The sequence below is a fragment of the Asticcacaulis sp. AND118 genome, assembly GCF_020535245.1.
In the GTDB taxonomy this organism is placed as follows: Bacteria; Pseudomonadota; Alphaproteobacteria; order Caulobacterales; family Caulobacteraceae; genus Asticcacaulis.
Window position 1 is genome coordinate 437,632 of sequence record NZ_CP084911.1, and the last position, 14,022, is coordinate 451,653.

The window sequence follows — 14,022 nt, forward strand, 5'->3', positions numbered from 1 at the left end:
TGGCTATGATCCATTCGAGCGGTGAGGTAAACGCAGCCTTTGAGGAGGCGGTGTGTGGTGTCCACATACCGAGGTAGGGGGGATTGGCCAGCCCACCGGCAGTTCTTCGCCCGGATGCAGGGTGGCATTGATAATGGCATCCACGACCTGATCAGGATCGTCCATCAGGCCCATTCGCGGCGTGCCGCGGCTGTAGTTGGCCGCGTGAGCCCACCAGAGCGTGTCCAAAGTCCAGGGCATTATCGTCGAGACTTTGATGGTGTCCGACAATTCCGCCAGACGCAGTTCCTTGTTCAGGACCCGACCGAGACTAAGGACACCCGCCTTCGAAGCGGAATATGAGCCCTGATAGGCAAGAGGCACCTCGCTATCGATCGAACCCAGATTGATCAACGTTCCGTAGCCTTGAGTGCGGAACTGTCGCAAGGTGCCATGTCTGCTGAAGATCAGCCCCTTCAGATTAACATCGATGAGGCGTGCATGGTCTTCGATGGGTATATCCCAGAAGGGACCGATGGCGCCGACGCCGACGAAATTGATTCAGACATCCACAGTGTTAAAATGCGCGATAGCGTCTTGCAGCACGGCTTGAACGTCTTTCGGCTGGCTGATGTCGGCTGTAATGACGGAAACCTCGCTGCCCTCCTGGGTCGCTTTGAGCGCAATGTCGTTCAAAAGGTTGGTCCGACGTGCGGCCAGAACCAGATTGACACCAGCGGTCGCCAGTTTTAGTGCAACCCCCGTCCTAAACCGCTGGAGGCTCCGAAGAGGACATAGGTCTTGCCGGCAAGAGCGACCTTATCGGCGTCGCTAAGCGGTTTCGGTGTGCGGGTCATGGCCGGACTTTCTATGGCGCGTTGTCATGTAGGAAGCGGGCGAGGTTACCTTTGAGGCTGGATGTATCGGCACCGAATTGCACGGCGGCCTGATTAAAAAGGATTTTCTGAAGATCGCGTGGGACCTCAAACCAGTGACTGACGAGCGCGGCGCCCAAAATCTGCAAAATTTTGGTCTCGTGCGCATCGAGATCCGGCGCGTTCAAATTCCAATTGGGATAGGACGCGACGCCCCTCGGGGCGGATGGACCACTTTTTTCGGGCATAGGAGGTCTCCGCGGCTTTCAGGTTTAGATTTCCGGATGTACGTTCGAGAAGGGCGCGCTGAGCGGTTACCAATCCCGGCGCCCGAAGCACGCTCTTGAAACGACACCGCAAGCTAGCAGAGCTTTTGATCGCCTGTTTTGCCTATTGAACGAGCCAGTTTGAGGTTGGCCCCAGGTCGGTTGGGAGCGACCGGTCTCCCATTCGCCACGGATGACATTCGAACGTCTGGCCGTCAGCAATGAAGGTAAGGTGTGATTCGTTGACGGACTCTATGAAAGCCACCGTGGTTTTGCCCGAGCTGAGGTGGATGTCCAATGTGTCTTCGTTTACGCAGTTAGCGCTTTTGATGGCAACAGAGCTGCCACGCTTCAGAACAGGGCTCATAGTGACCGCTTGATAATGAGACATGTGTTTGGCTCCTATGTGGGGCGATGCGCATTGCTCATCGCCGTGGGAAGTGTGTGTCGAGCCGCGCCCTCGGTCTAAGTGGAACCGTTTAACGCGCGCGCATATCACGCAACAAGGCTGCAATTTCTACTGAGGCAAAGCGAATGGACGAGTCGGCTACCGCGTAGGGAATAACGATGCGGTCTTTGTGTCTGATCGCACCACAGCTATTCATGACATTGGGGACATAGCCTTCTCGTGTCTCTTCCTGAGGGGACAAAAGCGGCGTAGTCAGTCGGGCAAGAACGGTGCGGGGATTGGCTTTGTCGAGAAGGGCGGCGCCCAATGCGTACCGTCTCATCGCACCAACCCCATAGAGGAAGATCAACCAGCCCTCATCAAGTTCAATGGGCGACCCGCAGGTTCCCATTTGAACGAGTTCCCAGCTATATTGGGGCGCCATCAGAAGTTCGCCGTGGTTCCAGACGTGCCGGTTGTCACTTTCCATGTAGTGGAGGTTTTCCAGGTCCAGTCGACCAATCGCGGCGTATTGTCCGTTAATCCGGCGCGGAAAAAACGTGAGTCCTTTATGCGAGGCCGCCAGGCCTCGAAGTGGCGTCAGATGGATGGTCTTGAAATCGGTCGTCTCAAACGACTCACAGGCCGTCTCCTTACCGGAATAGGCGGTGTAGGTCCCCAGATAGCTTTTGTTACCATTGTCTTCGGTGAACTCGACCATTCGCAGGTCTTCAATACCGTTGGATTGAGCGGTCGTGACGGGGAAAATCACCATCTCAGCAAGAGACGTCCCGTCTCTTCGCACCACAGTCACAGGCCCGGCAGAAGCCGCGACCAGAGGAAGGGCCTCGACCGCAGAGGCGGGTTCCGGCTCCACTTCGACACATCCGTCGTCAAAGGCCAGCACGGATCGAAAGGAGAGTGTCGATAAATGTCCTTCTCCGACCGTGCGTACGGACAAGCAAAACCGCGCAGCGTCATCCGCGAGTGCGGATTGATCAGGATGGACGACGATAGACGGATTCATGATGGCGGCCGCCTCGTAAGCATACTCGCGGCAGAAATAGGCACCAATCAGCGCCGCATGTGGAAGCCCCAGGTCGCCGATGCCGGCCGGAACGGGCCCCACCAACGCCTTGACCTCTGCGAAGCGTTCCAGAAAAAAGGCCTGACCTTGGGGATGCACGCTGATAAAGCCCCGCGTCAGCTCTGTTAATTCCGCCTCGCATTCATCCGACGACAGGCCGAGCACCGTGCTGCAGATATGCTGCGCGCGCGCAATATGGTTCTGCGCCTGACCTGGTGCCTGAGCCGTGATAAAATAAGGGCGCAGGACTGTCCGCTTGGGATTGGTCTTGAGGACGACCGGACTATGGGAAAGTTCCGTAAACATAGGTTGGGGTTCACCGGAATGATAAATGGCGTAACGAACGATTGAAGAGGTAAAGCGCACTACCTGGAAAGCTCAGGCCAAGAATTATGCTGAGCCGGGAAAGCCGCCCAATCAGGTTTTTCTCACCTGGGCAACGGCTTCATCTCGTCACGCTATCCGTCTCGCCTTGAGCCGTTCTAGAGACTGTGTGACACTTAATCTCGGCGCGACGTTTGTTAACTCAAACATGGCGATTGCCTTTTGATGTTGCAGGACCTGGTCGAATACGGCGGGCTCCTCGTAGGAGAGCACGGACGAGACCTCGTCCGTGCTGGGTACGCGTTACATTTCGGGCTGACTGAGCAGGGTAATTTCGACGCGCCGGTTTGATTGGCGGCCCGCTACCGTGGTATTGGTGGCTACCGGCTTATCGATACCGGAGCCAGCGGTTTGGATGCGCTCACTGCTTACACCGCCGTCCGAGAGAACCGTCTTGACTGAATTGGCGCGGGCCAGGGACAGAGTCTGGTTGTATTTAACGCTCCCGACATTGTCCGTGTAGCCGTCGATACGCACCTTCGTTGTCGGGCTGAGGCGTAGATAGTTAATCAGAGGTTGGAGGCGGTTCACGCCCCCCGCGAGAAGCTCCGTCTTGCCCGTCTCGAAGCTGACATCCTGCAGCACCAGGGTTGCCCCCCTATCCGTCTGCGTCATCTTGTAGTCGCGAAGCTGATCCTGGGCCTGAGCGAGCTCTTGAGTCTTGCCCGCCAACTGGCTGTCCTTGCGAGCGATCATCCGGCTCTGACCGGCGATCTGCGCGTCCTTGCCAGCCAGTTGCTGATCTTTCTCGGCCATCTGCGCCAGCCCTGCCAGTCGGGTATTGTCGGCCTCGAATTTGGCCTGCTGACCGCGCGTTTCAGCCAGATCGATATAGGTCTGTCCCATCACCAGTTGGTGTTCGGCTTTTTCCTTATCGCCCCGCGTCCATTCCATTTGAGCGGAATTCAGCGCCAGCTTGGCATTGGTCAGATCGCCCTGACCTCGCTCGGCGGTTTCTTTGTCATTTAGCGCTGTCGACAGGCGCCCTTGGGCCTCCGCAATCTGAGGGTTCGGTGCCATTGAGGTGCAGGCGCTAACGGCCAGAAGAGAACTGCCAAGCAGAAGTCCACGCGCAAGGCGTGTCGCAATAATTCGGGTCATGTAGGTATGTCCTAGTGGGCGGGAGCGGCGACGGTCGACGCAAGCAGGTTGTTGTTGCTGGTTCGCAGTGCCGCCAAGGTGGCGCGTTCGCTGCTTAGCGATGCGAGCAGGGCCGCTTGGACGGCCAGTCTCTCAGCATTGTCGTAGTGGTTCGATTTAAGCTCGGCACGCGCGGTCGTCAGTCGTTGGCGCGCCATGTTGAAGCTTTGATCGCCCATATTGCCAGCGACGCCCGCCTGACGCGTAACCATTTCGATGCGCGCGTCGGCGCGGCCGATAGCCAGGGTGGCGGTGGCTTCGTCCGCCATAGCTGGGAAAGCGAGAGCCGACAGGCCTACGATCACCCACCTCAAAAGCCTCTTAAGGTGGTAAGGGGGGCGCGGAGAATTTCGATGAGTTCGGGTCATTTAAGAGCCCTTTCCGCCGCATGCCGGGTCACGGAAGCCGTGTGCACTTCGGATGGGCGTTTGCAGATTAATACATAGTGCTTGTGGGCGTGATATCAAGTGATTAAAATAAATATTATTATATTTAATTGCGTATTAGTGATAATATGAACTCAATATATGAGTTAAATACTTAAATTGTGTAGTTTTTATTTTGTTGCAATGTCCAAATAAAAATCAACATGCGACTGATTTTGTATTCATTTTAGACCGGTCGTGCGAACGTGGTTGCGCGGATATTGATGAAATACTTACGAGAGCGCCAAGCCACTTTCGCTGCGCTCGCGTGCACATTTGCCGGTACGGGAGCGGCGTGACGCCCGAACTTAACTGACCGCAACCTACCCACTTCAGCACAAGAGAGCTGGTAGGGCAGAGTGATACCGGGCCAGGTGCTATGAGCCCGATCGCCGGATATGGCCCTGGTCTCATGGCATGCGGTCAAATGTCTACCGGATCTCCTCTAATATCGATCTGTAAAGTCTCAGATAATCTTGCGCCATGCGCTCAACGGAAAAGTTGCGTGAGACCGCCGCAGAGACGGCTTCTCGGTTGAGCGTATCGATCAGGCCAACGGCGGCAATGGCACCTTCCACATCATCGACCAGAAACCCGGTCATGGCGTGTGTGATGATTTCTGGCATAGCCCCTCTGCCGACGGCGATAACCGGCGTCCCGCAGGCCATCGCCTCGACGACCGACAAACCGAAGGGCTCGTCGAAGTTTATCAGGTGGAGCAAAGCGTAGGTGTTGCTCAAGGCTTCCCGGCGCACCACCCCTCCCACTGCGCCATGATAAACCACCCTGTTGCCGTCAATCCGCGGAAGCACTTCACGCTCGTAATAGGCATGATCCTGAACCGGACCGTAGATGTGCAACCTGCGCGCTGTGCGCTGTGCGACCTCGATGGCCTCGCGCGTGCCCTTGTCCGGATGGATGCGTCCAAAATAGAGCAAATCTTCCCCGCCGGCAGGGTTGCAGGGAAAATCGTCTGTCGCGATGCCGTGGTGGATGGTCGCGGTGTAGCGCAATTGCGGATGACGGTCGGCCTCGCTGATCGCCACATAGTGGATGCGGTTCTCAAAAGGCTTGTACATTGGGAGGATGCGGTCCGAGGATAGCCCGTGGATCGTCGTCACCATCGGCGTATCCACCAGACCCGAAAAAGCGTGAGCTGGAAAATCCGCCTGGTTGTGAATCAGGTCAAATTGACCGGCCTGTGCAAACACGTGAGCAAGTTGGCGATATTCCCACACCTTGGCATCGATCGATGCATCCTCGCAATAGGGGGCGGGAACGACACCGTCGAGTGTGGCTGAGGTGAGACTATCCTGGGTGGCAAACAGGGTCACATCGACACCCAACTCGACCAGCCCTTCAGTCAGGAGGCTGGTGACCGCCTCCCAAGGGCCGTAATGGCGAGGCGGGGTGCGCCAGGCGATAGGCGCGATCATGGCAATGCGCATGCTCAGGTCTTTTGAAGACGAAGAATTACGCCTTCATTTGCGGCAAGACCTGTGCGCTCGGAACGCTCTGGTAATGTTGAGATGAGCGTTTCTGAAATCAGGCTTTCGTCTGGAATAATCAAGCTGCGGGCCTCCGCAGTGAAGTTGAGGACGACCATCAGGCGTTCGTCGTTCGTATATCGCTCGTACTGCAGTACGCCGGGTTCGGAAGGTATCAGGGTGAAATGACCGCTGTTCAACGCCGCATGACGTCGGCGCAGGGCGAGGAGGCGACGGTATAGGGCCAGCATGGAATGCGGGTTCTGATCCTGTCTGATGACATTGCGGAGTGGCCAGTCCTCATGAAAGGGAAGCCATGGCTCGGCAGTGCTGAAGCCCGCGTGGGCTGACCTATCCCATGCCATCGGGGTGCGCGAGGCGTCGCGGCCCACACCAAGACCGGGTTGGCGCAAATCCTGCGGATCGCGGATACGATCAGCGGGAATGGTGACGCGACCGATGCCAAGTTCGTCGCCCTGATAGAGGGTGGGGGTGCCGCGCAGTGTCAGCAGCAACATGGCCGCGACCCGCGCTTGCGCTTCGCCGATACGGCCGGCGATACGCGGCGCGTCGTGGCTGCCCATAACCCAGTTGGGCCAAGCGCCTGGCGGCATGGCTGCCCATACTCAGCAATGATGCTTCCCAGGGCCTGGGCGTCCCACGGTGCATCGAGAAGCTGAAAGTTAAAGGGCAGATGGACGCCGGGCTTATCAACCGTACCATAATAGGTGACCAACTGATCTAAGGGCAGGCAGATTTCGCCGACCAGCAGTCGCGCCCCGTGGTCATCGGCAATGCGGCGAAACGCATGAGCCAGATCGTGGATTTCGGGCTGGTTCGTCGAATGATGCTGCAGAACCTTCAGTTTTTCACTCAGCGCGGGATGGAAGTCCGGGTTCGGCGGATTGTCCCGAAGGCCTTCCGCCTTAACGCAGTGCCAGAGGACGTCGATGCGAAATCCGTCGATGCCGCGGTTGAACCAAAAGTGAAGGACGTCAGTCATGGCGGCGCGAACATCGGGGTTGCTCCAGTTAAGGTCCGCCTGTTCCTTGAGAAAGGCGTGAAGATAATATTGGCCGGTTCCGGCATCGCGTTCCCAGGCCGAACCGCCCATGTCGCTTGTGCAGTTGTTGGGAGGCGTCCCGTCCGGTGCCGGGTCGCGCCAGATATACCAGTCGCGCTTAGCGTTGTAGCGCGATGCCCGGCTCTCTATAAACCAGGGATGTTGATCTGAGGTGTGGTTCGGTACGAAGTCGAGGATGAGCTTAAGGCCGCGCTGATGCGCTTCGTTCAACAGGGCGTCAAATTGCGCCAGATCTCCGAAGATATCGGCGATGTTGCAATAGTCGGCGACGTCATATCCGAAATCCACCATAGGCGACGGGAAGATCGGGGATAGCCAGATCGCGTCGACGCCAAGCGCAGCAATGTAGTCCAAGCGGCGGCGAATGCCTTCGAGATCGCCTATGCCGTCGTCATTTCTGTCCTGAAACGAGCGGGGGTATATCTGGTAGACGACCCCGCTTTCCCACCAGGGAGGCTGTCTGTAGGTTTCGGAGTTCATGAAACGGCTAACCCAGACGTCAACGCCGAAGATGTCAGTTTAATCATGGCTTGGCCTCCGCGGTGGCCGGTATCTTACGAAGGTGTGGGTAAGAAAGGGCAGGGTGCGATGGCTCCTTCTGTTAAATACCTATGCGGTGCCGGTCACTGGGTGAACGGATAGGCGAAGAGCGCAAGACGTTTCTCTCCATGCCTGGGACGTACGCCTGTGTTTGAAAGTTTCGAGTGGGCTTGCCGGTATTGAATCAAGCCGACAGTCGTACAGGCAGCGCATGCTCAAGAGCCGGCCTATGCGCTGTTAAATCGCTGTCGCCAATGCTCGACCCTCCATACCTAAGGATCATCACAATCCCTGCCAGACCCGCAAGGATGATGGCCAGCATAAGGACACCGGTCCACAGGCTGACTTCGTCCTTGGGCATATCGGTCTCTGACGTGGGAAGGCGTTTCATAGGTTGGGCCTGACATTTGGCATGTGTGAAGGGCCCGATATTAGAAAATAATTATAAGTAAAAAATGGCATTTTATTGAATTTCGAAATTATTTCATGTTGTTTATTGGATTAAAGTTGAGGCGAATTTGACATTGTGAAAATAATAATCAACTTCTCTTAAAATAATGATCCGAGATATATTATCTTTATAATGGATGTGAGATTGTGATTTTGAGTATTTTGGGAAAATAATATGGAGCAATATCAAACGGGTTGGCTCGTAGCGATTATCGTCGGTGCCGTCGCTGGCTGGATCGCCGAGAAAATCATGAAGTCCGGCCAAGGGCTTTTTATGAATATCGTGCTCGGCATTATCGGGTCTGTGCTCGCAAATGGCCTTTTGTCGTGGCTCGGTGTGTCATTCGGCGGTGTGATTGGTTTCCTCGTTGCGGGGGTATCGGGTGCCTGCCTGCTCATCGGCGCCAGTCGCACAATTCGCCGCCGACGCTTGTAGGTTCGTCGAAGCGGCCCCCAGTCCTTGCCTGTCCGTCGGCGTCTTGCCGAATAGTCCTCCGCCCCGGAAAGGGCTTGCCATGACATCTCAAGATACGGCTATCGAGCGCCGAATGCTCGTGCACGAACAGATCCTTCAGGCCCTCATTGCGCACATGGTTGAAACGGAGCCGAAATTTCTGGAAAGGCTGAGCGCGACATTTGGTCGGCCTGTTCGGGTGGCCCAGGCGTTGCGTGACTACAAAGATACGGCGGAATACGCCGCGTCTTTTGTCCGCGAGATTGTCAAGCTCGGAGAAAGCGGGTCCGGAAAGTCCGGCTTGTCCTTAGTGGCGAAATGGGACGATCTCTGGCCAACCCGGGGCGAAACCGACCTGCAAAACGAGAACGTGCCTGTGCGTTTTGAGATATTCCATCGGGACGGTGTCTGGGAAGTCATTCGCGACGGTCACCTCATTGGCGGATATGTGCATCATGTAGGTGCGCGCGAGGCGGCTTTGGCGGCCGTGCAGGTTCTGTTCGAGGACGGTCGATCTGCAGAGATATGGCCCCCTTTCAGTGGCGTGCCCAACTAGGCTCAGGACTCATTGATCAGAGCCAGAAGATGACGGTAGCAGCGATGAGTATGGCGGAGAAGAAAGTGTGGGCACAGCGGTCGTATCGAGTGTGTACGCGCCGCCAGTCCTTGAGTTTGGCGAACATGTTTTCGACCTTATGGCGTTGCTTATAGAGTATTTTGTCATGGTCGATCTGAACTTTTCGATTACGCTTTGAAGGGATGCAGGGATTTATTCCCTTACCTTTCAGAGCGTTACGGAACCAGTTGGCGTCATATCCCCGATCGCCCAGCAAAGTTTTTGCTTTGGGCAGTGTATCCAACAGCAAGGCTGCGCCCTTGAAGTCGCTGACCTGTCCCGCGGTCAGCAACAGGCGGATAGGCCTGCCGTGCGGGTCGGTAACCGCATGATCCGTCGAACTGGCTGGGGCCGGTATGGATCGTCTCCAACTATTTTGTCTGGCGCGGGTTGAAGAATTATGGCTTTACCGCCGAAGCCGCCGATCTGTCGGCACGCACGGTCAGGCTTCTGTCGGATGATCTGACGGCGTCGGGCTCGCTCAATGAATATTATCACCCTGATACGGCCAAAGCGCTTAGCCACAAGGGCTTCATGAACTGGAACCTACTGGTTCTGGAGATGGTGGACGCCGCCATTTAAGATGACCACCTTACGGCGATAATGATGGCCGGTTCTTATAGACGCATCAGCTTGTTCTCCTGCGATCGCAGTCGAACATGCTTATGCGGGCAAACCACTTCTCTGGAAGTTCAACGGTAGAATTTGCACTTCGCGAGCTATCTCATGTAAGCTTCATGTCAATAAAACGGGAGCGAAATCATGGCAGTTCATATATCGCGGCGCATCTTGGTGGGAGCCGCTTTGGGCTGTGTTATAGCAAGACCGGCGCTAGCGGCAGGCAAACCTTGGAATCGTGCAAGCGCTATCGTCAAACATCTTCGGGCGCCGGTGTTTCAAAACCGGGTCTTCGATATCATTGACTATGGTGGGGTCGGTGACGGCAAAACATTGAACACGGACGCGATCGCCCGCGCCATTGACGCCTGCCATGCGGCGGGCGGCGGGCGCGTTGTGATCCCGGCGGGGAAGTTCCTCACCGGCGCGGTGCGGCTGCGGTCGCGCATTGATCTCCATGTGGCTGAGGGTGGGACTCTCCTGTTCAGCCCCGACCCTGCTCACTATCCCAATGTCCTGACGCGATGGGAGGGCGTGGAGGTGATGAACCATTCGCCGCTCATCTACGCTTACGGTGAAAAAGACATCGCCGTCACCGGCCCGGGCACGATTGACGGTCAGGGCAGCAACGAAAACTGGTGGTCGTGGAGCAGCGGCGCGCGTTTCGGCTGGCGCGACGGGATGCCGGACCAACGCCCGGCGCGCAACGCCCTGTTCAAAATGGCCGAGGATGGCGTACCGGTCGAAGAGCGTATCTTCGGTCAGGGCCACTATCTGCGCCCGCCGCTGCTTCAGACCTATGCCTGCGAGAATGTGCTGATCGACGGCGTGCGTCTGCGCAATTCGCCCTTCTGGAACATCCATCCGGTCCTGTGCCGCAATGTCATCGTGCGTGGCGTCGATATCTTCGGCCACGGCCCAAACAATGATGGCTGCGACCCTGAGTCGGTGGACGGCATGCTAATCGAGCGTTGCGTCTTCAATACCGGTGACGATTGCATCGCCATCAAATCGGGGCGCAATGCCGACGGCCGCCGACTCAATGCGCCGTCGCAGAATATCGTCATCCGTGACTGTGTCATGAAGGACGGCCACGGCGGTGTCGTCACCGGCTCGGAAATTTCCGGCGGGGTGCGCTGGGTCTTCGCCGAAAACTGCCGCATGGACAGCCCGGACCTGTGGTACGCCATCCGCTTCAAGAACAATGCAATGCGCGGCGGCGTGCTGGAACACTTCCATTTCCGCAACATTTCGGTGGGGCAGGTGTCGCGCGCAGTCATGACCTGCGACTTTAACTACGAGGAAGGCGCGAAGGGTCGCTTCACGCCGGTGCTGCGCGATGTGAGCATTGAGAACCTCCTTGCGGAAAAGGCGCTGCGCGTGCTGGACAGTCAGGGCCTGCCGGGCGCGCCGGTCAGTGATATCCGCCTGCGCAAGTGCCGCTTCGACGGCGTGACGCAGGCGAGTGTCGTCACCCACACCCACGGTCTCAGGCTCGACGGTGTGAGGGTCAACGGCAAAAGGGTCGCGGCGCTCTAGGCCCGGTTTGGGGCGCTGCGGAAGGCGACGGCCATGGCCTCGCGCAGGGGTTTGGGTTTGAACGCCTCGTCATAGGGCGTCGGGCGCAGCGGCAGGCCATCCGTGCGCGGCCTGGTCGATTGCAGCCAGCTATAGCGATCGTCCAGACCCCAGCACAGAAAGTCCTTCACCGCGGTATTGGCCAGGGTCAGGTCGATATAGGTCCTGGCCACCTCTGCCACGACGGCGTCGCGGCGCGCAATATCGCCCTCGACCTTGCGGTCGTTGACGTCGAACTCCGTGACCATCAGCGTGAAACCGAGCGCCGCCGCGTCATCGAGGAAGCGCGTCCACTCGGCGTATTGCGGTGTGGTGTCGTCGCTGGTCATCTGGCTCGTCACGCTCTGATCCGTGCCAATATGGCCCTGAATGCCTAGGGCATCGACCGGTAGTTTGATGTCGCGGAACCAGCGCAGCAGGTCGAGCGCCGCCTTGCGGTGGATCGCGTCTTTCGGCCGCCAACTCATATAGTCGTTATAGACAAGTTCTATCTTCGGCAGGTGCTCGCGCGCCGCTTCGAAGCAGATGCGCAGGGCGTCGCGGCCCAGAATGCGGGTGAAGACATTGGCGCGGATATCGCCGGTTTTTTCGTCGATGGCCTCGTTGATGACGTCCCACGAGGTCAGGCGCGCGCCGTAGTGGCTGGCGACCGTGCCGATATAGTCGCGCAGCATCCGCTCAGCCCCCAGCTTCGGATTAGATCCGAAATCGTGGGTCAGGAGCCATTTGGGCAGAAACTCGTCCTTGGCCCAGAACAGGGTGTGCCCACGCAGGGGCATCTTATGCGTCTCGGCAAAGGCCAGCACCGCGTCGCCGGGGCCGAAATCGTAGACCTTGGGCGGGGCGTTGCGGATGGTGTACATCTTCATCTCGTTACGCGCGACGAGGATGCGGCATTCGCGGGTGAGAATGCCAGCCACCTTTGGGTTGGTCAAACCTCCCGTCTTGATGCCGGTGGCCGAGCCGAAACGGATGCCTTTGGCGGCCGCCAGTTCTCCCAAGGAAGAGGGGGACGCAGCGAAGGCCGGCGTCGCCGCGAGCGTAAGGCCTGCGCCGATCAGTTGGCGGCGGTCCATTATTTCACCTCGTGGGTGACGCGGACCCAGTCGAAATCGACGGAACCCTGCGCGGCGATCTTATTAAAGGTGAACAGGGCCGGGCGACTGCCCTTCCACCACGAGAAGGTAGAGAGCGGCAGGGCCTCGCCGAACGGCGTGAAGGCCTTTTCGTCAAGACTATAGGCGAAGCGTCCGATCTGGTCGGCCTGCACCTCGGCGCGCAGGATGACGGTCGCGCCCGTAATCTCCGGGCCCGGCGTTTCAACGCCTGCCGAGGCATAGGTCAGGCGCGCCACGCCGTTTTCGCGCACCACACCGATCCACACCGGCTTGACGCCGAACAGGCTGAGCCCCGCGCGCTGCCCGTCGGCCATGCGCGAGACGTCCATGCGCGTTGTGGTCTGCATGGCTGGGCCTTGCAGGATCTGGGTCAGGGTGTTGCGCGCCGTCGTCAGATGGTTGGCCTGCTGCGCCTCAAGACGCAGCCAGCCGGGCCGGGCGCTGAGGCTCCAGCGCTGGATGTCGGGATTGTGGTTCCACGACCATTGCAGGCCCAGTTCGCGGCTGTCGAAGCTATCGGAATCCTGCAACCGGGCGTTCGAGCGCACCCCCGTATCCGGCACCGAGTGGGTCAGTACCGGCTTGCCTTCATCGCCCATGACCGGCCAGTCGTCGCGCCAGACGACGGGTTGCAGGTGGTTGATCCGCCCGAAGGCCCCGGTCGAGTTGAAGTGAAGGAACCAGCCCTGACCCGCAGGCGTCTCGACATAGCCACCCTGATGCGGCCCTAAAATGCCGGGTATGGGCACCAGCACGTCGCGCCATTCGTAGGGCCCGTAGATGTTGCGGGCGCGTCCGACCGCCTGCGGCCCGGTGCCGACGCCGCCGATGGGGGCGAAGATATAGTACCAGCCGTTGCGCTTGTAGACTTTCGGACCTTCGAGGATGGGCAGGCGCATCTTGTCCTCGGCCACGACGACACCTTCATCCAGCACCTTCGTGCCGTCCGGGCTCATGCGGTGCAGGATCAACGGACCGGCCCCGACCTTGCCATGGATCAGGAAAGCCTGCCCGTCGTCGTCCCAGAAGGGGCAGGGGTCTTCCAGCTTCGGCTGAGCGATGACGTGGACGGGCGGGGCCCACGGCCCCTCCGGCGATTGGGCCGTGGACATGAAGACGCCTTCGTCCGGCGTCGCCCAATAGACGTAGAACAGGCCGTTGTGATGGCGGATCGACGGCGCCCAGACGCCGCTGGCGTATTTGGTGCCGGTGACGGGTTTGGAACGGGTGTCGTCGAGCTCATAGGGGCCGGGCATGTCGTATTCCGGCGCGAAGGTCAGTTTGGGCAGGACGTGGCCAATGATCGACCAGTGCACCAGATCGTCGGATTTCAGCACGGGGATACCGGGCGAAAAATGGAAGCTGGACGAGACCATATAATAGCTCTGGCCCACACGGATGACGTCGGGGTCCGAATAGTCGGCATAGAGGACCGGGTTGCTGTAGGTCGCCGTCGTCTGCGCGGACACGGCGGCGCATCCGGCAAGCGGGAGGAGAGCCAGACAGGTTCCGAGAAGCAGAGTTTTCATCGTG

13 protein-coding genes and 2 pseudogenes are annotated in these 14,022 nt (G+C 58.4%); 4 read left to right on the forward strand and 11 right to left on the reverse strand.

Annotated elements, in window-relative coordinates:
- Positions 1-3: 3 nt before the first annotated feature.
- From LH365_RS15415 to LH365_RS15450, 8 genes and pseudogenes are all read right to left on the reverse strand, one after another.
- A pseudogene (locus LH365_RS15415) lies at positions 4-726 on the reverse strand (SDR family NAD(P)-dependent oxidoreductase).
- 121 nt (positions 727-847) lie between these two features.
- Positions 848-1,102: a hypothetical protein gene (locus LH365_RS15420; RefSeq protein ID WP_226746236.1), complete on the reverse strand. Its 255-nt coding sequence runs from the start codon at positions 1,100-1,102 to the stop codon at positions 848-850.
- 497 nt (positions 1,103-1,599) lie between these two features.
- Positions 1,600-2,901, reverse strand: a complete 1,302-nt coding sequence (locus LH365_RS15425) for a glycoside hydrolase family 130 protein (RefSeq protein WP_226746237.1) — start codon at positions 2,899-2,901, stop codon at positions 1,600-1,602.
- A gap of 321 nt (positions 2,902-3,222) precedes the next feature.
- Positions 3,223-4,080: an OmpA family protein gene (locus LH365_RS15430; protein ID WP_226746238.1), complete on the reverse strand. Its 858-nt coding sequence runs from the start codon at positions 4,078-4,080 to the stop codon at positions 3,223-3,225.
- Positions 4,081-4,091: 11 nt separating this feature from the next.
- Positions 4,092-4,388, reverse strand: a complete 297-nt coding sequence (locus LH365_RS15435; RefSeq protein WP_226746239.1) for a hypothetical protein — start codon at positions 4,386-4,388, stop codon at positions 4,092-4,094.
- Positions 4,389-4,975: 587 nt separating this feature from the next.
- Complete coding sequence (locus LH365_RS15440; RefSeq protein ID WP_226746240.1) at positions 4,976-5,992, reverse strand: glycosyltransferase family 4 protein; 1,017 nt, start codon at positions 5,990-5,992, stop codon at positions 4,976-4,978.
- A gap of 2 nt (positions 5,993-5,994) precedes the next feature.
- Positions 5,995-6,645 (reverse strand): alpha-amylase family glycosyl hydrolase, encoded by a 651-nt coding sequence (locus tag LH365_RS18660; RefSeq protein WP_370639767.1) that lies wholly within the window; start codon positions 6,643-6,645, stop codon positions 5,995-5,997.
- Positions 6,537-7,595, reverse strand: a complete 1,059-nt coding sequence (locus tag LH365_RS15450; RefSeq protein ID WP_255606775.1) for an alpha-amylase family glycosyl hydrolase — start codon at positions 7,593-7,595, stop codon at positions 6,537-6,539. The genes LH365_RS18660 and LH365_RS15450 overlap by 109 nt, the downstream gene beginning before the upstream one ends.
- 685 nt (positions 7,596-8,280) lie before the next feature.
- Between LH365_RS15450 and LH365_RS15455 the strand changes: the two genes are divergently transcribed.
- Both LH365_RS15455 and LH365_RS15460 read left to right on the forward strand, forming a co-directional pair.
- On the forward strand, positions 8,281-8,541 hold the full coding sequence (locus tag LH365_RS15455; protein WP_226746241.1) for a GlsB/YeaQ/YmgE family stress response membrane protein: 261 nt from the start codon (positions 8,281-8,283) through the stop codon (positions 8,539-8,541).
- A 79-nt stretch (positions 8,542-8,620) separates the two neighbouring features.
- Positions 8,621-9,115, forward strand: a complete 495-nt coding sequence (locus LH365_RS15460; protein WP_226746242.1) for a hypothetical protein — start codon at positions 8,621-8,623, stop codon at positions 9,113-9,115.
- Positions 9,116-9,131: 16 nt separating this feature from the next.
- Here the strand turns inward: LH365_RS15460 and LH365_RS15465 are convergent.
- Positions 9,132-9,506, reverse strand: a pseudogene (locus tag LH365_RS15465) (IS5 family transposase); the annotation flags it as partial.
- Positions 9,507-9,535: 29 nt separating this feature from the next.
- Here LH365_RS15465 and LH365_RS15470 point away from each other — a divergent pair.
- Complete coding sequence (locus tag LH365_RS15470) at positions 9,536-9,757, forward strand: hypothetical protein (RefSeq protein WP_255606789.1); 222 nt, start codon at positions 9,536-9,538, stop codon at positions 9,755-9,757.
- A 369-nt stretch (positions 9,758-10,126) separates the two neighbouring features.
- On the forward strand, positions 10,127-11,332 hold the full coding sequence (locus tag LH365_RS15475) for a glycoside hydrolase family 28 protein (protein ID WP_255606777.1): 1,206 nt from the start codon (positions 10,127-10,129) through the stop codon (positions 11,330-11,332).
- On the opposite strand, the gene LH365_RS15480 is transcribed toward LH365_RS15475, so the two are convergent.
- Positions 11,329-12,447, reverse strand: coding sequence for an endo-1,4-beta-xylanase (locus LH365_RS15480; RefSeq protein WP_226746244.1), 1,119 nt, complete (start codon positions 12,445-12,447; stop codon positions 11,329-11,331). The two genes, LH365_RS15475 and LH365_RS15480, sit on opposite strands and share 4 nt — an antisense overlap.
- Positions 12,447-14,018: a glycoside hydrolase 43 family protein gene (locus LH365_RS15485; RefSeq protein WP_226746245.1), complete on the reverse strand. Its 1,572-nt coding sequence runs from the start codon at positions 14,016-14,018 to the stop codon at positions 12,447-12,449. The genes LH365_RS15480 and LH365_RS15485 overlap by 1 nt, the downstream gene beginning before the upstream one ends.
- Positions 14,019-14,022 lie beyond the last annotated feature (4 nt).